Source organism: Mycobacterium sp. (assembly GCF_965277065.1).
Classification (GTDB): Bacteria; Actinomycetota; Actinomycetes; order Mycobacteriales; family Mycobacteriaceae; genus Mycobacterium.
Genome location: NZ_CBDIBT010000019.1, coordinates 1,680,756 through 1,705,168, shown reverse-complemented (window position 1 = coordinate 1,705,168; position 24,413 = coordinate 1,680,756). Strand labels below are relative to the sequence as shown.

23 protein-coding genes and 1 pseudogene are annotated in these 24,413 nt (G+C 63.4%); 9 read left to right on the top strand and 15 right to left on the bottom strand.

The features are described 5' to 3' along the window. Positions 1-2: 2 nt before the first annotated feature. The 6 genes from ACQY5A_RS25545 to ACQY5A_RS25520 all read right to left on the bottom strand — a co-directional run bounded on the left by ACQY5A_RS25545 (position 3) and on the right by ACQY5A_RS25520 (position 6,356). Entirely contained in the window at positions 3-1,109 is a 1,107-nt protein-coding gene (locus tag ACQY5A_RS25545) for a PDR/VanB family oxidoreductase (protein ID WP_428343020.1), read from the bottom strand. Beyond that, the gene (locus ACQY5A_RS25540) at positions 1,109-2,008 is read right to left on the bottom strand and encodes a metal-dependent hydrolase (RefSeq protein WP_428343019.1); all 900 of its coding nucleotides are present in this window, start codon (positions 2,006-2,008) and stop codon (positions 1,109-1,111) included. Before ACQY5A_RS25540 ends, ACQY5A_RS25545 begins: the two co-directional genes overlap by 1 nt. A 101-nt stretch (positions 2,009-2,109) precedes the next feature. Beyond that, positions 2,110-2,994, bottom strand: coding sequence for a L,D-transpeptidase (locus tag ACQY5A_RS25535; RefSeq protein WP_428343018.1), 885 nt, complete (start codon positions 2,992-2,994; stop codon positions 2,110-2,112). Positions 2,995-3,058: 64 nt separating this feature from the next. Beyond that, the gene (locus tag ACQY5A_RS25530; protein WP_428343342.1) at positions 3,059-4,066 is read right to left on the bottom strand and encodes a glycoside hydrolase family 6 protein; all 1,008 of its coding nucleotides are present in this window, start codon (positions 4,064-4,066) and stop codon (positions 3,059-3,061) included. A gap of 101 nt (positions 4,067-4,167) precedes the next feature. Further along, on the bottom strand, positions 4,168-5,340 hold the full coding sequence (locus ACQY5A_RS25525; RefSeq protein ID WP_428343017.1) for an alpha/beta hydrolase fold domain-containing protein: 1,173 nt from the start codon (positions 5,338-5,340) through the stop codon (positions 4,168-4,170). Positions 5,341-5,492: 152 nt separating this feature from the next. After that, the gene (locus ACQY5A_RS25520; RefSeq protein WP_428343016.1) at positions 5,493-6,356 is read right to left on the bottom strand and encodes a cyclopropane mycolic acid synthase family methyltransferase; all 864 of its coding nucleotides are present in this window, start codon (positions 6,354-6,356) and stop codon (positions 5,493-5,495) included. 438 nt (positions 6,357-6,794) lie between these two features. On the opposite strand from ACQY5A_RS25520, the gene ACQY5A_RS25515 reads away from it, so the two are divergent. Next, positions 6,795-6,944: a hypothetical protein gene (locus ACQY5A_RS25515; RefSeq protein ID WP_428343015.1), complete on the top strand. Its 150-nt coding sequence runs from the start codon at positions 6,795-6,797 to the stop codon at positions 6,942-6,944. A gap of 34 nt (positions 6,945-6,978) precedes the next feature. Further along, positions 6,979-7,956: an alpha/beta fold hydrolase gene (locus tag ACQY5A_RS25510; protein ID WP_428343014.1), complete on the top strand. Its 978-nt coding sequence runs from the start codon at positions 6,979-6,981 to the stop codon at positions 7,954-7,956. A gap of 98 nt (positions 7,957-8,054) precedes the next feature. Here ACQY5A_RS25510 and ACQY5A_RS25505 read toward each other — a convergent pair whose 3' ends face one another. The 5 genes from ACQY5A_RS25505 to ACQY5A_RS25485 form a co-directional block, all read right to left on the bottom strand. Then, entirely contained in the window at positions 8,055-9,266 is a 1,212-nt protein-coding gene (locus ACQY5A_RS25505) for an FAD-dependent oxidoreductase (protein ID WP_428343013.1), read from the bottom strand. A 392-nt stretch (positions 9,267-9,658) separates the two neighbouring features. Beyond that, the gene (locus tag ACQY5A_RS25500) at positions 9,659-10,024 is read right to left on the bottom strand and encodes a hypothetical protein (protein WP_428343012.1); all 366 of its coding nucleotides are present in this window, start codon (positions 10,022-10,024) and stop codon (positions 9,659-9,661) included. A 25-nt stretch (positions 10,025-10,049) separates the two neighbouring features. After that, positions 10,050-11,192 (bottom strand): fatty acid desaturase family protein, encoded by a 1,143-nt coding sequence (locus tag ACQY5A_RS25495; RefSeq protein ID WP_428343011.1) that lies wholly within the window; start codon positions 11,190-11,192, stop codon positions 10,050-10,052. A gap of 847 nt (positions 11,193-12,039) precedes the next feature. Further along, positions 12,040-12,435: a hypothetical protein gene (locus ACQY5A_RS25490; protein ID WP_428343010.1), complete on the bottom strand. Its 396-nt coding sequence runs from the start codon at positions 12,433-12,435 to the stop codon at positions 12,040-12,042. Positions 12,436-12,642: 207 nt separating this feature from the next. Further along, positions 12,643-13,101, bottom strand: coding sequence for a DUF4383 domain-containing protein (locus tag ACQY5A_RS25485; RefSeq protein ID WP_428343341.1), 459 nt, complete (start codon positions 13,099-13,101; stop codon positions 12,643-12,645). Between the two features lie 897 nt (positions 13,102-13,998). On the opposite strand from ACQY5A_RS25485, the gene ACQY5A_RS25480 reads away from it, so the two are divergent. Together ACQY5A_RS25480 and ACQY5A_RS25475 are read left to right on the top strand one after the other, a co-directional pair. Next, the gene (locus ACQY5A_RS25480; protein ID WP_428343009.1) at positions 13,999-14,457 is read left to right on the top strand and encodes an SRPBCC family protein; all 459 of its coding nucleotides are present in this window, start codon (positions 13,999-14,001) and stop codon (positions 14,455-14,457) included. Positions 14,458-14,693: 236 nt separating this feature from the next. Then, positions 14,694-14,897, top strand: a pseudogene (locus ACQY5A_RS25475) (succinate dehydrogenase/fumarate reductase iron-sulfur subunit); the annotation flags it as partial. Positions 14,898-14,993: 96 nt separating this feature from the next. Here the strand turns inward: ACQY5A_RS25475 and ACQY5A_RS25470 are convergent. After that, a complete protein-coding gene (locus ACQY5A_RS25470; protein WP_428343008.1) occupies positions 14,994-15,845 on the bottom strand; it encodes a methyltransferase domain-containing protein in 852 nt (283 codons plus the stop codon). 98 nt (positions 15,846-15,943) lie between these two features. On the opposite strand from ACQY5A_RS25470, the gene ACQY5A_RS25465 reads away from it, so the two are divergent. The 5 genes from ACQY5A_RS25465 (at position 15,944) to ACQY5A_RS25445 (ending at position 20,889) form a co-directional block, all read left to right on the top strand. Continuing rightward, complete coding sequence (locus ACQY5A_RS25465; RefSeq protein WP_428343007.1) at positions 15,944-16,762, top strand: methyltransferase; 819 nt, start codon at positions 15,944-15,946, stop codon at positions 16,760-16,762. Then, complete coding sequence (locus ACQY5A_RS25460) at positions 16,759-17,763, top strand: phytanoyl-CoA dioxygenase family protein (protein WP_428343006.1); 1,005 nt, start codon at positions 16,759-16,761, stop codon at positions 17,761-17,763. The genes ACQY5A_RS25465 and ACQY5A_RS25460 overlap by 4 nt, the downstream gene beginning before the upstream one ends. A 424-nt stretch (positions 17,764-18,187) precedes the next feature. Further along, positions 18,188-18,532 carry a protein UsfY gene (locus ACQY5A_RS25455; protein ID WP_428343005.1) on the top strand — a complete coding sequence of 115 codons (345 nt, stop codon included), beginning with the start codon at positions 18,188-18,190 and terminating at the stop codon, positions 18,530-18,532. A gap of 526 nt (positions 18,533-19,058) precedes the next feature. Next, the gene (locus ACQY5A_RS25450) at positions 19,059-19,916 is read left to right on the top strand and encodes a bacteriorhodopsin (protein ID WP_428343004.1); all 858 of its coding nucleotides are present in this window, start codon (positions 19,059-19,061) and stop codon (positions 19,914-19,916) included. A 283-nt stretch (positions 19,917-20,199) separates the two neighbouring features. Next, positions 20,200-20,889, top strand: a complete 690-nt coding sequence (locus ACQY5A_RS25445) for an SDR family NAD(P)-dependent oxidoreductase (RefSeq protein ID WP_428343003.1) — start codon at positions 20,200-20,202, stop codon at positions 20,887-20,889. A 249-nt stretch (positions 20,890-21,138) separates the two neighbouring features. Here ACQY5A_RS25445 and qcrB read toward each other — a convergent pair whose 3' ends face one another. The 3 genes from qcrB to ACQY5A_RS25430 form a co-directional block, all read right to left on the bottom strand. Continuing rightward, a complete protein-coding gene (gene qcrB, locus ACQY5A_RS25440) occupies positions 21,139-22,827 on the bottom strand; it encodes a cytochrome bc1 complex cytochrome b subunit (protein WP_428343002.1) in 1,689 nt (562 codons plus the stop codon). Between the two features lie 14 nt (positions 22,828-22,841). Then, positions 22,842-23,567, bottom strand: a complete 726-nt coding sequence (locus ACQY5A_RS25435; RefSeq protein WP_428343340.1) for a Crp/Fnr family transcriptional regulator — start codon at positions 23,565-23,567, stop codon at positions 22,842-22,844. A 118-nt stretch (positions 23,568-23,685) separates the two neighbouring features. Next, positions 23,686-24,126 (bottom strand): STAS domain-containing protein, encoded by a 441-nt coding sequence (locus ACQY5A_RS25430; protein WP_428343001.1) that lies wholly within the window; start codon positions 24,124-24,126, stop codon positions 23,686-23,688. Positions 24,127-24,413: the final 287 nt, after the last annotated feature.

Sequence of the window (24,413 nt, the reverse complement as noted above, 5' to 3'; positions counted from 1 at the left end):
TCTTAGAGATCGAGGATCAGTCGTTCGCCAGGTGCCGCTCTGGATATGCAGACCAGCATCATGCCGCTGTCACGTTCCGGAACGGTCAAGAGGGTGTCGTTGTGTTCGACCTCGCCATCGAGCACCCGGGTGCGACACGTTCCGCAGAAGCCCTGCTGGCACGAATATGGGGTCGGCACCTCGGCGCGCCGCAGTGCCGAGAGCAGAGTTTCGTCGGCACCGACCAGGACTGTCGCCCCCGATGAGGCGACGGTGATCTCGAATTCGCTGCCGTCGAGCACCGGGGGTGCCGCGAACCGCTCGAAGTGCAGTTCGACGTTGTCGCGACCGGCCAGTTTTGTCCGGATCGCGGTCAGCATCGGCGCCGGACCACAGGCGTACACGGCGGTGTTGTCAGGGCAGTCGCCCAGCAGTTCCTCAGCGGTCGGAATGCCGGACCGATCATCGGTGCGGATCTCTATGCGGTCACCGAACCGGTCGAGTTCCTCGACGAATGGCAGGCTGTCGCGGCTGCGGCCGGCGTAGACCATCGACCACTCGACGCCCAGCCGTGCCGCCATGTTCAGCATCGGCAGGATCGGCGTAATGCCGATACCGCCGGCGATGAACCGCAACCGCCGCGACGGCGAGCCGTAGCCGGGCATCGTCAGCGGAAACGCGTTGCGCGGGCCGCTGGTAGTGACGGTCGCCCCGACCGGCAGGGCGTCATGCACCTCGATCGAGCCACCACCGCCATCGGGAATCCGCCGCACCGCGATCCGATATGCATCGGTGACCTCAGGGTCGCCGCACAGCGAGTATTGCCGCGTCAGTCCGCTCGGCAGATGGATGTCCAGATGCGAGCCCGCACGCCACGGCACCAGTCGGCTGGCGTCGGGAGCAGTGAGAGTCAGGGCCACCACGTGTTGGTCGTGGGCAACAACCTGGCGGTCCGCGACCGTCAGCGTCACAGTGCGGCCTAGTTCGCGTGGCGCCGCCATCTGCCGGATGTTTCCCGTCATCGTCCACACGCCGGACACGGCCGCGTCGATCAGACCGATAAATAAGTCGTGGCGTGACCGCCCGGACGTGCTTGGTGGCAGCCGCCGGTAGCGCTCGCGCAGCGACATCAAATATGCGCCGCGCGAGCGGCAGGGGACCGGGCCAGGTAGGCGACCGCCTGCGCCGTCGATCCCATCTGTTCGGGGGTGAAGCCGGGCCGGAAGTAAGCCAGCGTGTTGGAGCCAAAAAGCTTGCGGTACTTGGGGAGCAGACCCAACTTGGAATCGCGGGCGCGCAATCGCTGCGTTTTCCACCACCCGATGTCCACGTTCGGATCGGCCTTCATCAAGAACGAGGCGCCGCGCTGGAAGAACGAATAGATACCGATCATCGCCATCACCATGGCGCCGATGCGGTCGACATAACTGTCGTGGAAGTAGACCGCAACATCGTGGGCAACGCTGCGGTGCTCGACCTCCTCGCTGCCATGCCAGCGAAACACATCGGCCATTGTCGAATCGGCGCCGTAGTCGTCCCAGGTGCAGTTCAGTGCGAAGTCACCCATCACCGCGGTGTAATGCTCGAGGGCCGCGATGAACCACAGCCGGTCACACAAGTGGTTCATCCGACGCTTGGGATCCTCCGATGTTGATGGGGACAGCACCTTGGTGAAGACGTACTCCATCTGGCTGAGCATCAGCGTGGGATCTATGCCCCGTTGCTCCATGAATTCGTGCAACAGCCGCTCATGGACCTCGGCGTGGGCGCCTTCCTGGCCGATGAAGCCCCGCATGTCCTCGGCCAGCTTCGGATCTTTAACCAGAGGAAGCGCCTCGTTGTACGTGGCGACGAACCAGCGCTCAGCCGCAGGCAGGATCAGGTTGAGCAGGCCGATCACGTTCGAGGCGACGGGGTGGCCGGGAATCCAGTGGAGCGGCACATCAGTGACGTCGAAGCGCACCTTGCGGGCTTGGATCTGAACCGGACCTGGATCTACCTCGTGCGCCAAACGGTCTGGTCGTGTCATCGCAGACCTCCCTCCCCGGAGCCTGGCCGAGTAATGCCGACGGAGTCAGTCTAAGGGCCGCCTTCACGTCGCGGATCGGGCCTTCACCCGCTGGTTGTGAGCTACAGCTGCCAGTCGTTGGAGCCGTCGTGTCGTGAGTAGGTGCCGCCGCTGGAGTTGGCGACCACGATGGGATCGCCGGCCTTGAAGTTGTCGAAGAACCATTGCGCATTGGTTGGGCTGATATTGATGCAGCCGTGGCTGACGTCGCGCTTACCCTGATCGTCCACCGACCAGGGTGCGCTGTGCACGTAGTCGCCGCTGTCGTCGAACCGGACGGCGAGCTCGACCGTGGTCTTGTAGCCATAGGTCGAGCCGACGGGAACCCCGTACGTCGAGGAGTCCATCACCACGGACGGCTTCTTCTCTTGGACGTAGTAGGTGCCGTTGGGAGTCTGGTGCCCACCGGCTGCCATGCCCATGGACATCGGAATCGTCTTCTCCACAGCGCCGTTGCGCGTGACGACCAATTGATGGGTGGGGTCGTTGGCCGTGGCGATCAGGGTGTCTCCGGTCTGGAAGCTGGACACTGTGCCACTGGCGTCGACGGTCACCGCGGTGTGTGCCGGCCAGAAGTTCAGCGGGCGCCAGCGCAACTGCGTGGGCGTCATCCAGTAGAACTTGCCTTCCACTGGCGGCTCCGAAGTGATGTGGATGGCGTTTTCGGTTGCGCCGGCGTCGTCGACGGGCCCCGGGAAGTTGATGACGACCGGTTCACCCACACCCACCGTCGATCCGTTGGCAGGGACGAGCCTTAATGGGCTGGATGGCGCTGCGCCCTGCGGCGGCGCCGGGTTCGGATCGGCGACGGCCCCCGGATCGGGAGGAGGCGGGTCCGCCAACGCAGGGCCGGTTCCTGGCGTCAGCGCCGAGGCTGACGCCAGGATCGACGCCAATCCCGCTGTCTTCAAGGCGGTGAGGAGCCTTCCCCTCGTCCAGCCGGACATATCGTTCCCCTCCGGTTACTCGTGTGAACAGCTCGCCGCACAGCGTCTGTGACGACGAGCGCTCCTAGTGACCCGCGTGAGCCAGGTCTACAGGACCGCCGTTGTGAGCCATGTCGATGACGTACTGGTTCACGAAGGTCCCGGCCGGCGGGCCCCCATTGCACGATCCGTCGGACTCACCTGGACGCTTGATCCACAAGAAAGCGTCGACATGTCCGTTGCCGGTCGCAGTCGTCGGCGCAGCGCCCAGCGCCCGACCGCTGGGGTTGCACCAGTCGAGCTTGGACGCGGGCGCCGGGCCCGCGCCGTTGCGTGACGTGTCGATCACGTAGTGCGCGCCGTTGGAGTGCGCCGAAATCGCATCGCCGTAACCGATTTCGTCCTCGGTGGTGTAGAAGTTCGCGACGTTGAGGCTGAATCCCCGCGCGTGGCTGACACCAGCTTTGTCGAGTCTGTCGGCCATGTCCTCGGCGCTGTGCCAGTGGATGTGGCCGCCGTCGACGTACACGGCCGTGGCCGGATTGCGCGCCAGCGAGTCGACGGCGTAGTGGATCAAGTCGTAGCGCTCCTGGCGCTGGTCCCCTGACAGACAGTCCGCCATGGCAAGCGCGTCGGGTTCGACGACGACCGCTGCTCGTGAAGCGCCGATCTGGCCTGCGATGCCGTCGATCCATCCGCGGTAGGCGTCGCCCGAACCCATGCCGCCCGCGGCGAAGCTGCCACAGTCGCGGTGCGGAATGCCGTAGATCGTGAACACCGGGAGCGCCCCTGCGGCCGCTGCGTCACCGGCGTATTTCGCGACCGTAGACGCCGACGAGCCCGGAACGATCCAGTACGCCTGCGGCGTGTTGGCGACGGCGGTCAACTCCGGACTGGGGGGATCGGCCTTCTGCGCAGAGCGCATGGCCGCCGAGGTGGGGTTGACGTAGAAGGGCATGCCTGCCAGCGGGTTGGCATCGTCAACCAGGCGTACCGCCGGGGCGGGGCCGACCGATGTTGGATTCGCGAACAGAAACACGCCGACTATCAGCGGGAGGATGGTGGCTACAGACCGGGCGACAGCGGAAAACATCACACCTGAGAAATTAGCGTTCCTCGCTGGCGAACGCGAATTGCGCGACTAAAGTCTGCTCGTTAGTTGCGCTCACGCTGAGCAAGGCCGACCACTTTTCCCTAGCTGCCGACTGATGCCGCGACCTGCTCCGCGATGTGGCTCTTGTGCACTGTCGTCAGGAAATCGGTGGTCGCATTGGCCAAATAGCGCGCGTGCGAGGTGGTGACCAGGTCAAAGGCGTGGCCGGCGCGGCGCATCTCGACATATTCGACGGGGCTACCGGAGACCGCACGCAGCGTGCGGTAAAAGTGTCGGGCTTCATCGACCGGAATAAGGCCGTCCTGTTCACCGTGGACGATCAGAAACGGCGGTGCCTTCTTGTGAATCCGCGCGACAGGGGAGGCGGCCGTGAAGATGTCGGGATGACGAGACTGACTGCGCCCCACTACCACTTGCTCCAAGAAGCGTTGAAAGGTCCTGCGTATCGCCGTGGAGCGATCCTGCCAGTCATAGCGTCCGTAGATGCCGACGACGGCGTCCACTGACGTGTCGGCGTTGCGCGCCAGTTCCCCGCGGAACGCCGGGTCGCCGGGGGTAAGCCCAGCTAACGCGGCAAGATGGCCGCCGGCCGAGCACCCCGCGACCGCGACAAAGCCGGGATCGCCGCCGTAGCGACCGATATTGGCCCGCGCCCACGCGATCGCGGCGTTGACGTCCGTAATATGACGCGGCCAGCGATGTACTGGTGAGACCCGATAGTCGATCGGCACACACACCCAACCTTGCTTCACCAGGTGGGCAAGCAAGGTGTGCCCTTGTAGGACCCGCGAGCCACGGACCCATGCGCCACCCGGAACGAAAAGAAGCACAGGCGCCGGATGTGCGGGTAAGACAGGTTGCCGCCAGATGTCGAGCAGCTGAGCCGGATCGTCGCCGTAACGAATTGAACTGCGATACAACCATTGTCGCCGTTGGGCACGCGCCCGCACGAAGGGAGGCACTCGATCTCCATTGCTGTCGAACAAGTCGGCCGCAGCATCGTCGTCGGCCTGTTGGCCGGTGGCCGGTGGCGGTGCGTTCGCGGCGGTGCGGCGGACAACCGCAGCACTGAGGATTGAAGGGGCGTATTGATGACCCCACAAAGCCAGTGCGGTGAGGCCCGCGAACGGTTCAAGATACTTACCCACCAGAGGAAGCGACGAATACAGCCTGGTCGAAGCCAGCACTACGTCCGTGGGACGGACCCTCGCCAAACGGCGCGCGGCCGATACTCTTTCAGGGATTTGGATCATTGGGAGCTGCGTTCCAAGTCGGACTGCCGCTACACGGCGCGCAATTAGCCAGCGGCGTCGCCCTCGCGGACTTTGAATGGGACGCCGACTGGATTGCAGCGTTAGACAAGTAAGAAATACCCGACGCGACCGTGACCAAACGCGTCCCCCAGCTATCTTTTCATCGTGAACTGGTTGATGTCGGTATAACCGTGTCGAAATAAATCGGCGCAGCCGGTCAGGTATTTGAGGTAGCGGTTGTAGACCAGGTGCGATTGGGTCGCGGTGGCGGCGTCCTTCTCGGACCGCAAGTTGGCGGCCCAGCTGTCCAGGGTCCGGGCGTAGTGGGCCTGCAGTGACTGGGTCCGGGTGATGGTGAAGCCGGCCGCGGTGGCGTGTTCTTCGACGATCGGGCCGGTGGGCAGCCAGCCGCCGGGAAAGATCTCGGCCAGCAAGAATTTGATGAAGTGCACCAGCTCGTGCGTCATCGGCAGAGCCCGTTGCTGGCGCTCTTTGAAGGTCACCCGGACGATGGTGTGCAGCAGCATGACGCCGTCGGTAGGCAGCGCGCGGTACGCCTTCGTGAAGAAGTCGTGGTAGCGCTGGTGGCCGAAATGCTCGAACGCGCCGATCGATACGATCCGGTCGACGGGTTCGTCGAACTCTTCCCAGCCCTTGAGATACACCCGTTTGGTGCGGGGATTGTCGATATCGTCGAATGACTTCTGTACGTGAACGGCCTGGTTTTTCGACAGGGTCAGACCGATGACGTTGACGTCGTAGCGCTCGATTGCCCGCCGCATCGTGGCGCCCCAGCCACAGCCGATGTCGAGCAGTGTCATCCCCGGGTGCAGTGCCAATTTGTCTAAAGCGAGGTCGATCTTCGCGATCTGAGCCTGTTCCAGTGTCATGTCGTCACGCTCGAAGTAGGCGCAACTGTAGGTCTGCGTCGGGTCCAGGAACAAGCGGAAGAAGTCGTCGGACAAGTCGTAATGCGCCTGCACGTCTGCAAAGTGCGGCGTGAGTTGCTCGGTCATGCTGGCGTCTTTCTGGTGCAGTGCGGCTGGTCGGTAAGGCGATGAATCAGGTGCCCGACAACGGATCGTGCCGGTTCCGTGGTGCGGTGGTTGTTGGTCGCTGGGGTTGAGCGACGTGCCAACGAATCGGGGACGATGATCGTTGGCGTACGTTCGTGTCTGGTGATGTTCGAATCGATACCTGCCAAAGGCGAATGAGGTGTTGATCGACTACTAATTGCGCCATCGTGTTGGCTCGCCCGATCACCGACTCTGGCCGTATTGCCCACCAGCGCTCATTCGAAACCGCGGGTACAGGGAAGACGTCGGTGCGCGGTGCTGGCGGGCCGGGGAGCTCTAACACTCGCCCCGGTTCGGCGCAGCCCGGACGGGGCACACTTCCTCCGACATACCTCTCGGCGGGAACGCGCCCGACGAGACGAGTGGAAGGACGTGCACATGACGATGCCCAGCGACGCCGCGGATGCGATCGACGCCGACGGAACCAACGAAGGTCCACGTGACCACCAGGATGTCGACACCGAACACGAGGCCTACGTCGACGAGAACAACGTGCCCCACCCCGGGGACGCCAACGAGGCCCACTGAATACGCGGGCCGGCCCTCATTACGATCTCAGTTCATGACGGAAGGAGCACCTCGACCGACGTTGGCACAAGCACAGGCCGGCGAACTGCCCCCGCTCGACGTCGTCGGCTCCGGAGTCCTTCCCCCGGTCGCCGCCCGAGTACGCCGACTTTTTTGGGTACTCGAGCGCCTGGCGCCTTACCTTGGATCGCGGTGGGCAGTCGAATTATGGTGTACCCCACCGGTTCTGGAGTCGAGTCTGCGCATGCCGCCTGGTGTGTCCTCGGGCAGGCCGGTAGAAGCGTATTGGGATGGGCATCGGGTCGCCGGTGAGGAATGGGGCGAGGGGCCGCCGATATATCTGGTACACGGTTGGGGCGGGCAGCGCCCGCATTTGGCAGTGTTCGTCAAACCCCTGATGGAGGCGGGGTACCGGGTCATCGCGTTCGACTTGCCCAGCCATAACGAATCCGATCCGGGCGCGCTCGCTCCCGGGCGTACCACAGCCATCGAGTGCGCCAACGCGATTGCGGCCATGATCGAGACCCATGGGCCCGCCTACGCGGTGGTAGCTCACTCACTTGGAGCCAACGCGACCGCATTGGCCGCGGCGCAGGGCACACACGTGGGGAGCTTGGTTTTCTTAGCGCCCATGGGCGATTTTCCCCTCTACCTGGACCTATTCGCCGCGCGTCACGGCTTCGGCCGCCGAATTCGCGCGGGCCTGCACCGTCGTCTGGAAAAACGAATCGCCATGCCGCTACAAGAGACGAACATGACGCGGATCGGTCGGCGAGCCGACTACCCACCGCTGCTTCTCATCCATGACCCCGACGACCCGGACAGCCCCTACGCCGCCAGTGAGCGACTGGCCACGTCATGGCACGGCGCACGATTAGTGACCACGCGAGGGCTCGGCCGGCTAGCTCATTACCGAATCCTGCGCCACCGCCCTGCAATTCGCGCCGGGCTCGAGTTCATCGGCCATCAAAGGGCCGACACGAGCGCCACCGAGCTACCCAGCACGACGTAGCACTCGCGCAAGCGGACGACTGTTCGAAGCCACGTCAGAAAACCGCTCTCAGGTCCGCAGACCAAAGCCCCAGTACGAAGCCAGCGCCACCGAAGCGGCTAGAGGATGCCGTTGAGGAGCAGCTTCCAGTAGACCTGTGGTAGCGCGTAGCGGTCGAGGGCCCACGCCGTGCGCCGCGGCTTGAGCGGGTCGAGGAAGGAGGGCAGCGACGAGGCGATGGAGCCGGTGCGGTCGAATTCGCCGAGGATGAGTCGATGGCTGCTGATTGCGATCGGAGCAACGGTATATCCGTCGTAGTAAGAGAATTGGGCTCCGGTCCTGGTGGCGAGTAGGTTGTCGACCAAGATCGATATCTGCTTTCGCAGGGCGCCACCGGAGGGGTCGGTGTCGACGTTGGCGCCGTCGCCGGCTGCCCATACGTTGGGCAGGGTGCGATGTCTGAAGGTGCGCGGATCGATGTCGACGAGCCCGTGCGGATTGTCTCCGGTCAGTTGTGAAGTCTCGAGCCAGCGCGGACCCCGAAATGGCGGTACGAGGTGCAGGAAGTCGTAGGGCAGCCGCGTCGTGGTCCCGTTGTGGTCGTCCACGGTGATCTCGCGCTGATCCGGATTGAGCTCGGTCACGACGGTGTCGTGAAAGATTTCGACACCGAGGTCGTCCAGGTGGTTCAGGAGGCGAGCATCCAGGTCGGGGACTCCGAGCATCTGCGGGCGGTCGATCACGAGTGCGATGTCGATCGCCGACAGTCGTTTGGTCTGCGCCCAATGCGCTGCGGCCAGAAACAGCGGCTTGAGAGTCGTTCCGGTACAGCTCACCGGTGCGCGAGGCACGGTAAACACCGCGCGTCCGCCAGCCGCCATTGATTGCACGAGCTCCCAAGTCTTTTCGGCTGCGTCCAGGTAATTGCTCGCCACCGCAGGTGTGTCCAGCGCTGCGTCGATACCCGCCAACGCATCAGTGTCGGGGACCAAGCCCGGCCCCAGCACCACGTCGTTGTATCGGTAGCTGCGCCCGGACGCGCATCGCACGGTGTGGGCCGCGGCGTCGACTTCGACAGCGCAATCCTGTAGCCAGGTACAGTCGCGCGGCGTTACCGCTTTCTGGGCCCGCTGGGCGCTTTGCATGCAAGCCTGGCCGCCACCGACGTAAGACAGTAACGGGCGGTAGACGTGCACGCTTTGCGGTTCGATGACGGCGACGTCGGTGATTCCTCGCCTGATCAGTCGTCCTGCTGCACTGATCCCGGCGTTGCCACCGCCAACCACCAATACGTCGAATGAGTCGTCACCCGCGCCCCCATTGGCGACCATCGCTCAGCATTACCCACAACAGTGGTTCACCAATCACTGACGCCTCATGGCGCAACCCCCAACCCCCATGACACGAACGCGCGTGCATTCACGACGGCAGCTCCGGCAGCGATTGCGGCAAATTTTTGACGATACGACACGACACGTCACGACGCGGGGCCGAGCCGGCCACTCGGCAATAGGTCAGTCGGCCTCAATAGCTCTGGAAGACAACGAAATTCATCCCGAGCACCCACCCACTGCCCGTTCAATACCGATTTGGCCTCACCGACTTTTCGACTTCACCATCACCTACGACCGTTCAACTGCCACCCTCGCGGCCCGCAACCTGCTTGACCGCATCCGCTGAGTCCTGTTACCGCGGGTGGCCGTCTCTAGCCTCGACGCGTGCGTTATCGGACGGGGCCGGACTGGTCGGGCGGTGTCCAGTCGTCAGACAGGTCGTATCGATGGCCACGATCGAATCGACTGGTGACCCGCATGTGCTCGCCGCGTTGAGCGCGTCGCAGCAAAGCAACTAAGTCATCGGTGTCGGCGGACGATAAACCCGCCATCAGGCACTGACGTTCGAAAGACCGCGCAGGCGCCTGGGCGACGGTCCAACGCTGCGGCGCCTCGATGAGGTCAGACTTGAAGCGCTGGAATTCACGCGGCTCAAGCGCGCCGCCATGACCCCTGGCCGCAAATGCCAGGAATTCGACGATCTGATTCAGCTCCGGCGGCAGCTTTGGCGGATCCATGATGTCGAGTACCCGCACCGCCGGAACCAAACGCCGACAGTTCCTATCTGTCTTTGTGAGAACGGGACTCGCAGGGCTGCGACCGGGTTCCGGGTCCAGCGTGGCAGGCCGCGGAGAGGAAGTTTTTGGGGACGGAGAGCTTGAGGACGGTCCGGACGGTCTGAAGATACTGGTGGGGCAGGGATCCGGTGGTGTAAGGCAGGTCGTACTTCTCGCATAGGGTTTTGGTGCGTGTCGAGATCGCGGCATACCGGTTGCTGGGCAGGTCTGGGAATAAGTGGTGCTCGATCTGGTAGCACAGGTTGCCGCTCATGAACGCCAACAGCGGGCCCGCGCGAAAGTTCGCCGCACCGAGCATCTGCCGCAAATACCAGTCGGGCTTGGTTTCACCCTCTAACACATCGGGAGTGAAGGTCTCGGCTCCGTCGGGAAAATGGTTGCAAAAGATGACCACGGACGTCCACAGATTGCGCGCCACGTTGGCGATTGCGTTTGCTGCCAGAATATGTCGCCAGCCTCGTCCGCTGAGTAACGGAAAGACCAGATAGTCCTTGCCGGCTTGGCGGGCGATCTTGCGATACAGCGCTTTGGTGTGCAGCGACTTCTCTGCGTCTGTTGCGGCGCGGTCCCTTTCGGAGTGCAAGCCGTGCCGCGCGATGCCCCATTCGAACCCGACGGCTAGCAGCAGCATTCGTAGCGACTGCACGAGGTGACCAGGATTCCACGGCTGATCGCGAGACACCCGCAGGACGCCATAGCCGAGGTCGTCATCCCTGCCGAGAACGTTGGCGAACACGTGGTGGCGGTAGTTGTGGGAGTAGCGCCATTGCGAGGAGACTCCCACCATGTCCCACTCCCAGGTGGTGGAGTGGATCTCGGGGTCGTTCATCCAATCCCATTGACCGTGGCCGATGTTGTGACCTAGTTCCATGTTTTCGATGCTCTTCGCGACCGCGAGCATTACCGTCCCGATGATCCAGCCGACCCGGTTCCTACTTGCCCACAACAACAATCGGCTAGCGGCCGCCAAACCGCGCTGCAGCTGGATTGTCCGCTGTATGTAGTGTGCGTCCCGCTCGCCCCTGGACTCCTCGACAGCGGTTCTGATCGCATCGAGCTCGCGGCCTAACTCCTCGATATCAGCGTTTGTGAGGTGGGTGTAGGCTCCGACGTCGCTGATTGCCATGTCAATCCTCTACCTGCTGTCCTGTAGAAGGCGAGGCGGTGGTCCTCGGGTTGTCAGCGACCGTGCTCGCCTGAGGGATGTAGATGTCGATAGGTCTACTGCGGGCACGGGCGGTCCCGAACACCAGACCACGCGCATATCCGGCATGCGCCGCAGAGTGAGACAACTTGCTAGCCAACATCGTTGGGTTCGTCGCTGTAGTCATTGCAACTGAGTCGGTGGTCATAGACCCATACCGGCGTCAACGCTGGCCCCCGTCGGGCCGTGGAAGTCGGCATACGACGACTTTCTGACGGACGAACCGGGTCGAGATCTGGGCGGTGGTAGTGACGCATTCCGTGCCGCGGACCCAGATGGGCGACGACAGCGGCCCCAGGCCGGCTGTTGGCTCTCAGCACCTTCCAGAAAACGCCCTTACCATCGACTTGTCAAACGCTGCGGTCACATCGCCTCACCGCGTGCGGGCACGCTCTGCTCGGCCGCTGAAACTCAGAGCGGTCGAGCCGATTTCACCGTCCACCCGCTCTCGGCTCGACGGCCAGCATTTAGGCCCCACCGGACGTTTTCACGAGCCGCGATCGCCGTTCGTCGGCGCAGGTAGCAAAGCGGGCCGCGCCGAACTTCTAAAATCTGGTATGGCTGTTGATTGCGAGACGTTGCCGCTTGTGATGTCGATTGCCTCTGAGGTAAACGCGAACTTGCGTGTCAGCCGTCCGGCGATCGCGTCGAAAATAGCTGGAATCAGGCGGTAAGCCAGCACCATTGGGCGGTTGACCCATCCAACGTGGCGCTCACCGAAGACCCGACGATTGCCGCGGCGGTGGAGGCCACGCGAAAGCGGATGACTTCATTTCGCAGCGAGAGCCAGCGCCTGGATCAGTCCGTAGCAGTCCGCGACTGTCAGAGTCAGATTAGGGTGGCGGATCAGCCCTGTTGGTTCGATGCCAGGCACGGGCTTCCGCAGGGATACGAACACGCCGCGGTCGCTGTTGCTGGCGAAAGTCAGGCCGCGATCGGCCAACGATAGGCGAGCCGGGCCGGCAGTCTTGACGAATTGGTATGGCCCGGTGACGTCCACGTCGGCGATATTGTTCAACTCGAACGCGACACGCCACGATCCAAAGCGGGCGAGCAGCCGTCCCGCACCGACAGTGACGACACAGCGAGACGGTGTCACTCCAAATGGCAGGGCCGCCAACTGATATGCCGGGCTGAAGCGAAAACGAAATGTCTGATCCGTCATTTGCATGCCTACTTTCGTGCTTCCGTTTCGACGTCACAGTCCAACGACCAGAGAAGGTCGGTGACGGTGCCGCTCAGCTTCTCGGCCCGATCCGCGGTGTCACCGTCGTCGTAGACCTATCCGCCATTGCGGAAATTGAGCTGGACCCGGCTGGCTCCGCATGCGCTCGCCGCGTCGCAGCAATGCAACCGGGTTTTTGGGGGCATGTCACCGAGACACGTTCGAGGCGCTCACCTGGCCTACGGCAGCAGTGTCGGATCGGCGCCCGAGCAACGCCAGACCCAGCCCGATCATTCCGACGGCCAACCCCAGGTGCAGCCAGTTGTCGGCGCTGTTGACCGGATCGAAGTTCAATGCACTGCTGCGGTGGATGAGTAGCCCGTAGAGCGATAGCAACAGGTAAAAGACGCCCCCGGCAATCAAATAGCCTTGAGCCGGGCGAAAACGCCGCGCTGACCCAACACCGGCAAAGCCGAACCCGAGGTGCACGATATTGTGCAGGACCGAGACATCGAAGAGCCCCAAGAGCATTGCCCCGGAGTGATGTCCAGCAAAAGCCAGCTGATCGTAATGAGTCGTGCAGCCGGGGATGAAGCCCAGCACACCGACCAACAGGAACACCGTCCCGACGGCTAGTGCTGCGATCTGAGCCGGTGCCCACCGCATGGGTAGCGAGAAGTCATTGGAATCAGCAACTTCGTCAATCGGCATGGCACAGAGCCCTTTCGAAAGAATGGATGGGACAGGTTGCGGTGAACGGACAGTGCACAATGGGAAAATGCGCCGTTCGTTTCTGTCACGACCCAGGTGCGGATAGTGCACGACGGAGACGGACGCGCGTGATCACAGCAGGTGGGACCGTTATCGCAAACCCGTACTGCTCCCCGTGAGTGAACGGATCACAGCAACATCAGCGACGGCGGTCTTGTCGGTTCGTCCGGCGTGAGCTTCTACTCAGCGGGGCCGACGCGAAACGGAGACCCCGACCCGGACCGGGCTGGGCTTTTCAGCGTTATCCACGCTACACCGACCAGATTGACGCGCAACAAACAAATGCGAGCAACTCAGCCTGCGCGCCGCGAAGCGATCACCGCTGGTGTCGTCGGTCGACGTGGCGCCGGCCAGTCCGCTTCCAGCAGCGGCGTGGCAGTTGGTCACGACGGGGTGTAACGTCGAAAGTGCTGAGACCGCAGCCAGTCCGCGAAAAGCCAGCAGATGTGCTGGTCTTTCCTGAGTCGAAGACTCATGCCGACATTTCGCTCTCAACTCGATTGTCTCGAGATCATCGTTATCACACATCGTTGCATTCAATTGCGGCTCTGCGTAGTAAGTTTCGTCAGCCTTGCGCGCGGGGTTGTGCATCCCCAAACGGCGCCGGGACAGCGTGACCGTGGCAAGGTGCGACACCGGGCTTTGCGCGACCTGCGACCCATACGGCTGCCGAGGCGCTTCAGTCACGGTATGAAGCATCAACACAGTCGTGCCGGGTCGACGAGTCGTCGGTCCCTCCCGGCCGTTGTAGTAACAGCGATTCAAGCAGTGCCAACATATTAGGAGGTTTTCATGACATCGGTAGTTGAATCGGTGGATGTAGAGGTGCCGATTGCGGCGGTCTACAACCAGTGGACGCAGTTCGAGTCCTTCCCCGAGTTCATGGGTGGTGTCGAGCAAATCACGCAGACCGACGACGAGCACAGCCATTGGGTAACGAATATCGGTGGTGCACATCGTGAATTCGATACCAAGATCACCGAGCAGCACCCCGAGGAGCGGGTGGCGTGGAGAAGCACCGATGGTACCACTCATGCCGGTGTGATCACCTTTCACCGGCTCGGCGAGCAGCAGACCAGGGTCACTGCGCAGATCGATTGGGAGCCCGAAGGTTTCGTTGAGACAGCGGGCGCGATGTTAGGTGTCGACGATCGACAGGTGAAATCGGACCTGAAACGATTTAAGGATTTCATCGAGTCGCGTGGCGGCGAGACCGGTGAATGGCGCGGGGACGTACCTGCCGGGTCCTGACATCAGCCATCCCGTTCGGGCAACGCATACCGCGCAGTGGGAGGTGGTCGCTGGCGACACTGCCCAGTTACGCGGGCCGGATTTACTTTCCGTGTGCGACCACCCTCGCGCCGGGAGGCAACGCGCGATACACGTGATGCCGATGGCTGGCAGGACTGTCGACGACCCGAGATTCGTTGGTAGAAAACGCCGTTAGGGTTGCATTTCCAGTTCCGCGATGCGCATCAAGTGACGGGGATCCTCTGGACACCGGCGACCGGCGCAAACAAGCGCAGGAGGAGCATGGACTCGGCTACTGCAACATCACCAAGTGCTGCACGCAAGTCTGCGCCGAGAGCATCAAGATAACCGACAATGCGCTCGTTCCTATGAAGGAGCGAGTCGTGGATCGCCAATACGACCCGGTGGTTTGGCTAGGGAACAAGCTGTTCCGACGTTGAGCCGTTTTGTTTGCAGGGCAGTGCTTCTCGGCAGCTAATCGTTTATCTCAACATATCGCGAGCGAACCGCACTGGGTGTTGTTGACGCTGCCGGTGTTAGGGGACGCGAGCGATGGTGATGTCCAACGGGTGTGGTACGACACCGGGTTGGCCGGGCAAGGAGATGTCGCGCAGATAGTCGATTAGTTGCGCGCGGGCTGCACGCCCCAGTGCAGCAGTGCGGGCCCCGACCAGGAAGTCCAGCACCGCTTCCCCGCGCCCGAGTGGCTCTGTCAGGGCGACGCGGAGGTCGAGGTGTCCGACCAGAGTTACCGCGTGAACCGTGAGGCCGCGGAAGTCGAGCTCCGCGCGGACGTCGTCGGCGAACCATGGCTGCCGCCCGCCCCAAGGGCAGAGTAGTTCGGTGAGCACACATAACGGACGCAGCGGTGCGGTGGCGGCCAGCAGCAGCCCGCCGGGCCGGACCATGCTCAAGCCGTGGTCGAGCGCTGCAGACAGGTCAGCGACGTAATACAGCGAGTGCACGAAGTGCACGAGATCGGCGGGATGACCGGCGTCGTGGTCGTCGAAATTCCCAATAACGACGGTGGGGATAAGTGCCGCGGCACCAAGCGCATTCAGCCGGCTCGCGAATCCCATCGCTGACGCAGTGTCTGGCTCAACCCCGGTATAGTGCACCCGGCGGCCGTCCGCGGCCAGCGCGGCGGCGAGCGGAGCGTCGATGCTGCCGTCCCCGACACCGACACCGACGATCCGCACCGGGTCGCGCTCGGCCAGCAGCGGCGGAAGCTCCCTGACAAGCCATTCCTGCAGCCGGGGGCGCTGATCGCTGGCCGCCTCGTACTGCGCGTGGGTCAGTGCGTACCGCTGGCGCGACAGGGCCGGCAACGCAGGCTTGTCGCGCACCTGCTCCCGCAGCCGATCGAGCGGGACGGGTCGGCTCTGCACAATCACAACCATGAATTCCCCACACTGCGCTGGGGCAAACCGAGGCGACCAGCTCTGCCGCGGACGCAAGCCGCCGGGATCCGCGGTTATGGTGAAGGATGACCCGACCTGACACCGCGCGCCGCAGCCTGGACCACTGGAGCGAAGCGGGGCGATCCGAGATGGAGTCCTTCTACGCACTCGCCACAGAGGACTATCGGCAACTCGCCGCTGTCCGCGATTGGGGTGCCGATCTGAGCGGGCACGCGGCCAACGCCCGGCTGCGGCTGCTTGACGTGGCCTGCGGGAGTGGGAAGTTCCCGGCGGCGCTGCTCGCTGCCGGGCTGCCCGCGCAGCCCATCGTCGAGGTGGACCTCCTCGACCCGTCCGCATTCAGCATCGCAGAGGCGCGTGCGGCGCTTGCCCCGCCGTTCGTCGCTGCAAGAGAGCACAAGGTGCTGCTGCAGGACTTCACCGGTGTCGGGTACGACGTGGCCTGGGCCATCCACGCCCTGTACGCGCTGCCGCCCGGCGAGCTCGCCGCCGGTGCGGCCAGGATGGTTGCGGCGCTGCGCCCCGGCGGTTTTGGGGCCGTCGCACAGGCATCGTCCGGCTCGCACTACCTAACCTTCTACGACGCCTACCGCGCGACATTCAACTCCGACGCGACGCCCTACACCGACGCCGAGGGCGTCGCGTCAGCCCTTCGCGCAGCCGGGGCGCCGATCGAGGTGCAGGTATTGCACTACGGCACAGGGACATGCGATCGGGCTGTCGTCGCGGGGTTCCTGCAGCGCTGCGCGTTCGATGACGCCGTTTCGCTGGATGAGATGGAGAGCCGCTCGCCGCTCGCCGACTATCTCGCCGGCCGCCGGGCACCGGACGGCTCCTACGAATTCCGGCATGAGGCGCACCTCATCACTTGGGAGCAGCCGTGATTCGCAACCCGCATCTGTCGGAGTCGGCAGCGGCGGGTAAGGCCTCCGATGTCGCCGTCGCGTGGGACCGGGGTAACGAGCAGTGGTGGGACTGGTACATGTCGCTTGCCGACGGCCCCGCCCCCGACGGTCCACTCGTCGGTCCGCCGCCGCACGATCCGGGCCTGCTGCCCTCCGATCACGAGGTTGCGACCGAGTTGGCAGAGCCATACCCGATCACCGCGGCTCAGGTCGAGCGTTTCCGGAAGGAGTCGTTCGTCAAGCTGCCTAACGTGCTGACAACTGGCGCACTGGAACGGCTCCGGGTTCAGCTGCACATGATGCTCGACGCCGCGGTTGACCCCTCGGTTGGGTTTCGAAGTCTAGAGATGATGTGGCGGAAAGACGACCTGGTACGCGCCGCGGTAATGTCCCCGCGCATCGGCTCCATCTGTGCCGCGCTCCTCAAGACGCGACAGGTGCGGTTGTATCACGACAACGCGCTGTCGAAGGAACCCGGCGCAGGCCGCACCCCGTGGCATTACGACGCCCATCATTTTCCGCTCGATTCCTCGGATGTGCTGACGGCATGGATCCCGTTGCAACCCACCCCGCGCGAGATGGGGCCGCTTGCCTTCGCTCGCGGTGCAGACACCACAGCACTGTTGGCCGGCATCGAATTCGATAAGCACGGCACGTCGTATGACCGAGCTGTGTCGGATGCTTTACGCAGCCATGCGGTGCGAGTGGAGGACGGACCGTTCGCGGCAGGCGAGGTCAGCTTCCATGCCGCGAACTGTTTCCACACAGCCGGCGCGAATCGCACCACCGTCGCACGGATGGCGCTAGCCACCACCTACTTCGCCGACGGCGTCCGGGTGGTGCCCAAGCCGACGATGGTGAGCGGCGACTGGCGCAAGTTTCTTCCAGGCGTGGAGCCCGGCGACGTCGTGGCGAGTCCATACAATCCCCTTCTGCCCCTACCGGACTCAGGCCGCGTCGCCCTGATCGCCGGCATTTAACGCCGCTGCGCGGCAAAGCAACTCGGTCTACCTGGCGATTGATGCGAAGCCCGAACGCACCCGCCGCAGTACTCACGTCGCCCCCGGAAAGGCGCCGAGAGTCCCCGCAGGTGACAAGCAAATCGGCACACCAATAGGCTACGACTTCCGCGGTCAGCCCGTAGCTTCAGCGCTGTAAACACTGACATCGCCAGCCTGCTCCGCATCAGACCTGGTGTGAAATCGATTGAGGGGGAGGGGCTCTGGCAAGCGCTGTCGTGTCGACCGCTTGCCGCGCCCATAAATGTCTCATACCTGTTGTGACCGCCAGCCCGCGCGATGTACAGCTCCTGGCCGTGGGGCGAACCTGTGTCTAGGTTTCGCCAGGCTGCGCGTGCGGGTAACCCTTCTTAGTCTGAATCGGCGAAGCGAAGGAAAGATCATCGTGGTAAAGAAGCATGATTGGATCGATCACTCGCGGACGACGCAGCCACGTTCCGGGGAGTGGTTCAAGAACTCTCGTGACTTGCTCGGACTTTTTCTGTTGGCGGCCGGCGTGGTTGGCGTACCGGTCTGCCTGGCCGCAGCGGCGAACGGAAAAACGGGGTGGGCGATCGGCGCAGGCATCGCGGCAGGGCTCGCCCTATCCGGTGGGGCCGCGTGGCTATTCATCGAGGGCCGCCGGATCCGGCGGATCGACATGCAGTGGCACGCCGACCGACGTGACCAACGCTCGCTACCTACCGCCGAGAAGTCCCCAACAGAACGTCCGACTCCACTGCCGGCATAATTCACCACAGAGACTCGCGCGGCGCGGAGTCAACGTTTTCAGCACGTGTGCAATCCCTTACACCTGCAATGGACGGGTCCGGCCTTCTTTGGGCGAATCAGCTCTGCACGAGGGCATTTCGGAACCCGTTCATCGCGTTGACCATTGTTGACGCGCGTGCGTAGCGGCCCGTCGCAAAGGGGTGTAGCGTCGATTTTGTTGAGACTGTCAGCCAGTTCGGGTTGAGGCAAGCTGTTTTCCCGGCCTCATGAGCAGTCGCTCACGCCGAACGAATCGGTCAAGACCCCATCTAGGGAATGACCTTGAAGTTGCCACCGCCCCCAAGCTCGTCCCCGGCGCGACCACCGGTCTCGATCCTTGGTTGTGCGCCAGGCCGACCGAGGCGCGACTCGCTCTGGTCGGCGGTGATCAGTTGCGCACAGCTGAGTGCGGCGGCCGAAACCTTTCAGACCACCTGTCTGGCAACACATTCCCGGACCGATCGTGATCATCGCGAGCTGTCTCAACGATGCCTAGGGAGGCGGAAATGATTCCCGATCAATTAACGCAGGGTGAGTTTGACACGGTGTACAACCTGCTGTCACTGGTGATTGCCTCGCAGTTGTTCACCTCGATCTACCTCTTAGTCGTCCAACCGCGGGTGCTCCCTCGTTATCGGCAGGCACTCGTTGTCGGTGCGATCGTTTGCGGCATCGCGGCCTACCACTATTTCCGGATCTTCGATTCGTTCCGTGCAGCGTTCGTTACCGACGGCGCCGGGGGGCGGGGCATCTACGCCCAGGCGCGTGGGGCGTCGTTCAATGAGGCCTACCGGTATGTCGACTGGCTGCTCACCGTGCCGTTGCTGCTTGTCGAACTCGTGGTGGTGCTGGCCTTGGCGAAGAAGCTGCAGGCAGCTCTGCTGTGGCGGCTGATCCCGGCCGCGACGCTGATGATCGTCCTCGGCTATTGCGGCGAGCTCAGCGGAGACAACTTGAGCCGCAATATATTCGGCCTGCTGGCGACCATCCCGTTCGCTTACATCGTCTACGTCTTGTTCGTCCAGCTGACTCGATCGCTGGACAGTCAGCCGCCGGCCGTGCGCCAGACTGTCAGCCGTCTGCGGATCCTGCTGTTCGCGACATGGGGCGTCTATCCGATCGCCTACCTACTGCCGATCCTTGGCTTCAAGGGTGCCGACTTGTGGGTCGGCAAGCAGCTCGGATACTCCGTCGCCGACATCGCGGCCAAGGCTCTCTATGGACTGCTCATCTACAAGATTGCCCGGCTCAAGTCCTTCGCCGACGACCCCGTCTTCGCCGGCGTGGAAACCGCTTACATCGAGGCGGGCAACTCCGATCGCCTCGAGGAGCAACCTCTGAGGACAGCGGAAGTGCGCGCGTAGCAACACATGACGCGCCGCACCAGCAAGAACCGAATAGGCACTCCGTCTATGGAAACCGAACGTTCGCTCGTGTTGTACCCGACGTGATCACAGGCCAGACAGGCGGCGACGGCGCACTCGAGCCGGCACGCGTCCGGTACTGCGACACCGGACTTGTGGAGTCAGCCGGCTTCGCAGTCGGCTGCACACCCGTTGCGTCGCACTGGGCGTCGGGTGTTTCGGTCCGTGTAGCCGCTGCAAAACGCCTCCGTGCCACCGCGCCGCTCAAACCCGAGAAGTTGACTTGACAGACCGTGACCTCGAAGGCGCATCGATCGTGGTGGCCGGAGCCAGCGGTGGTATAGGTCGACAGATCGCGATACAACTCGCCGGACACGGCGCTCGACTGACGTTGACTGCTCGCGATCAGAGCGCCCTCGAAGCGCTCGGGATCGACGCAACCGTGGTCCCCGCCGACCTGCGCGACGGCCACGCGGGGAGGGCGATCGTCAGCGCCGCCCTGTCCGCGAACAACGGGATCGACGGCCTTGTGAACGCCGCCGGGATCGTCGCGTTCGGTTCGCTCGCCGAGACCGACGACGCCGTGGTCGAAGAGCTCTTCCTCACCAACGTTTTGGGGCCGCTCTGGCTCATCCGCGCCGCACTCCCCGCGCTCACCGCGTCCCGCGGTTTCATCGCCAACATCAGCGCCGTGGTCGCCGAGCAGCCACTCGCCGGTATGACCGCCTACGCCGCATCCAAAGCCGCACTCACCGCCGCGGACCGTGCGTTGAGTCGCGAACTGCGCGTCGCCGGTGTCACCGTGACCGACGCGCGACCGCCACACACCGAGACCGGCCTGGCGACCCGCCCGATCGCCGGCAATGCGCCCCGGCTCCCTCGAGGCCTCGACCCCGATGCCGTCGCCAGCCGCATCATCGCAGCCATCCGAGCCGGTGAGCGCGAAGTTCCCGCCGACGCGTTCGGCCCCTGATACGGGCGGCGGCCGGGTTCGCGGGTGTCGACGGGCTAAATGATGCCGTTGAGGAGCAGCCCGTCGTAGTAAAAGAATTCGAGTCCGGTCCTGACTGCTCTTCGATCCGAGGGATTCACGATCGCATCGACAACGTTAGCGCACAACCTGATTCGCTCGCACTGCTCGACATCATCCGTCCCGACCTGATCAAGCTGGACGTTGAGCTCGTTCCGCATGCGAGGAGCATTGGATCTGCAGGCCGCGACCCTAGGACTTTGCGTGCCCGTTTGCGTGCCCGTTGGAGTGCCCGTTGGAGTGGCCGTTGGAGTGGCCGTTGGAAGCTGCGTCGTCCTGGTGATCTCGCAACGCCGCGAGGGCCCGCTGTTTGGAGGCGTGTGCGATGTCGGTGTTTGACCGGTCCTCGGCGGGCGGGTCGGCGAACAGGAAGCTGCCGGAGCCCGGCGAGCCTCCGGAGCCGAGTTTGTTCATCTTGACCGGCACTGGCGCGCCTTGGTATTCGAGTGCAACCGGGTGGCCGTGGTCGTCGACGGGGCCGAGCGGCTGATGCAATTCGATGTACGCGCCGTGCGGCAACCGCTTGAGGATGCCCGTCTCGATGCCGTGCGCCAGCACCGCGCGGTCGCTGCGCTGCAGGGCTACGCACCACCGGTAGGTGACGAAGTAGATGATCGGCGGTAACACGATCATCCCGATGCGTCCGACCCACGTCGTCGCGTTCAGCGAGACGTGGAACTTATAGGCGATGATGTCGTTGAACGACGAGAAGGTCAGCACGACGTAGAACGCGATTGCCATCGCGCCAATACCCGTTCGAACCGGCACATCACGCGGGCGTTGCAACAGATTGTGGTGCGCGCTGTCGTCGGCGAACCGCTTCTCCAAGTACGGGTACACGGTCAGCAGGATGAAGACCAGACCCAGTATCAGCGCGACGGCCACAGCGGCGGGCACCGTGTGATGTCCGATGTAGAGCTCCCAGGCCGGCCAGAGGCGGATCAGCCCGTCGGTCCACATCAAGTAGAAGTCCGGCTGGCTGCCCGCCGCAACCTCAGATGGCTTGTAGGGGCCGAGATTCCAGATGGGGTTGATCTGCAACAGGCCTCCCATCAACCCCAGGGCGCCGGCGTTCAAAGCGAAGAAGGCGCCCGATTTGACCGCGAACACCGGCATCACCCGCACGCCGACGACATTGCGTTCGGTCCGGCCGGGGCCCGGGAACTGAGTGTGTTTTTGAAACCACACCAGCGCGACGTGCGCGCCGATGAGCGCCAGCATGATGCCGGGGAAGAGCAGGATGTGGATGCCGTAGAGGCGCGGGATGAGGATGTCACCGGGGAAGTCACCGCCGAAAAGCAGCCAGTGCAACCAGGTGCCGACGACGGGGATACCCAGCGTGATCGACGACAATGCCGCGCGAATCCCCGTCCCCGACAATAAATCGTCGGGCAGCGAGTAGCCAAAGAAGCCTTCGAAGATCGCCAGGATGAGCAGAATCACGCCAATGACCCAATTCGCCTCGCGCGGTCGCCGGAACGCGCCGGTAAAAAAGACGCGAGCCAAATGCACCATGATCGACGCGGCGAACATAAGTGCGGCCCAGTGATGAACCTGGCGGACGAACAGACCGCCCCGGACTTCGAAGGAGATGTCGAGGGTGGACGCATAAGCCTTCGACACTTCGAGCCCGCGCAGGGGTTGATAGACACCGTTGTAGGTGACCTCGGTCATCGACGGGTCGTAGAACAACGTGAGATAGACGCCTGTGAGCAGCAGCACGATGAAGCTGTACAAGCAGATTTCGCCCAGCAGGAATGACCAATGCGTCGGGAAGACCTTGTTCAGTTGCCGGCGAACCGCGGCCGAGAGGTGATAACGCGAGTCGATTGCGTCGGCCTGTGCCGCGGCGATCGACCCAGCCTTTGATGTGTCGGGCATAGCAGACTTCTCCGTCAACCGGTTGGGTGTGAAGGTGGGTTGTGGCTGCTGACCTGATCCGGGGTGGACCGGGTCCGGTCGGCGAGGCGCTCGGTGTCGGTGATGACGACGCTCTTGCTGTACGCGCGGATCCATCCGCGTTGGCTGAAGTCGGCGAGGATCTTGTTGACTGTTTCGCGTGAGGCCCCGATCAGCTGGGCGAGTTCCTCCTGGGTGAGGTCGTGGTTCACCCGGATTGCACCGCCTTCACGGATGCCGAATTGCCGGGCCAGTCGTAGCAGCTGCTTGGCGGCCCGGCCTGCGGCGTCGGTGAAAACAAGGTCGGATAGGTCGTCGTCGGTTCGGCGCAATCGGCGCGCCAGAAGCCATAACAGTCGTTGGGCGATCTCGGGCTGATCGGCGATCCAGGCTGAAGCGACGTCGCGGTGCATCGCCAAGGCGTGTACGTCAGTGAGGGCGGTGGCACTCGAGGTCCGTGGTCCAGGGTCGAAGATCGAGAGCTCACCGAACATTTCGGTAGGCCCGGCAATCGCCAGCAGATGCCGGCGGCCGTCGGGGCAGTGACGACCGAGCTTGATCTTGCCCGAGACGATGATGTACAGCTGTTCGCCGGGATCGCCCTCGGTGTAGATGCTCTGATATCGCGAAAAACGCAGGGACGACAGCCGATCGGTCACCGCGGCAACCGCGGCGGGATCGACGTTGCGAAAAAGTCCGGCATGATCGGCGAGGGTGCCCACCAGGTCACCGACCGGATAATGAATGGTGTCGATCATCGCGGCGTTTGACCGCATGGCCGTCACCACGTCGTTGCACTCGATGTCGGCGTCATTGCGTGGGTGCCGCGCTGTCTGGCGGTCACGGAACTTGCCTGCGCATGCGCGTTAGGTGAGTGAAATAATCCATCGCTGCGGGCACCGTGCTCACGGTGGGAAGGATGTAGCTGCACTCGCTCAGACGCAGCACCCGTTTGACGGCGTGGCTGGTGACCAGCGCCCACGGTGTTCTGACGCGCTGGCAAGCGCCGTCGACGGCGAGCAAAGCTGACATACTCCGCACCGCGAAAAAGCTCACGCCGCTGAGATCAACGAGTAGCGCATTTCCCAGCGGGACCAGGTGCGTGATGTGAGCGGTGAAGCGGGCGACGTTTGTCGCGTCGACGTCGCCGCTGATCGCCACCACCGTGGCCAGATGGCAAGAGTATGCCCGCATCTCGATGCCGTCGCGTTCGGTGGTGAGGTCGCCGTAATGGAAGGCCACGTCGCCTTGAGAAGTGGTCGGTTGTTGTGCAACAGACATGATGGCTCGTTCCTGAGGAATCTATGCAGTGGTCTTCTGAGCCGAACATCGTTGTCCCGCAAGCAGTTGAGACTGGCGGTTTCGCGGAGCTCGAATAAGATTGGCGCGCAACGTAAGTAGGGAAAGGAAGAGCAAATGTCTTCGATCGGCATGCAGGCGTCGAAACGAAAGAGATTCGCTTTGGATCTGGGCGGTAGTGCGAAAGTATGCGTTCCGTGCCGCAGTCCAAGATCAGGCGACGGCGTCGGCCCCCAGGCCGGCTGTGTTCTCAGCACTTTCCAGAGAAC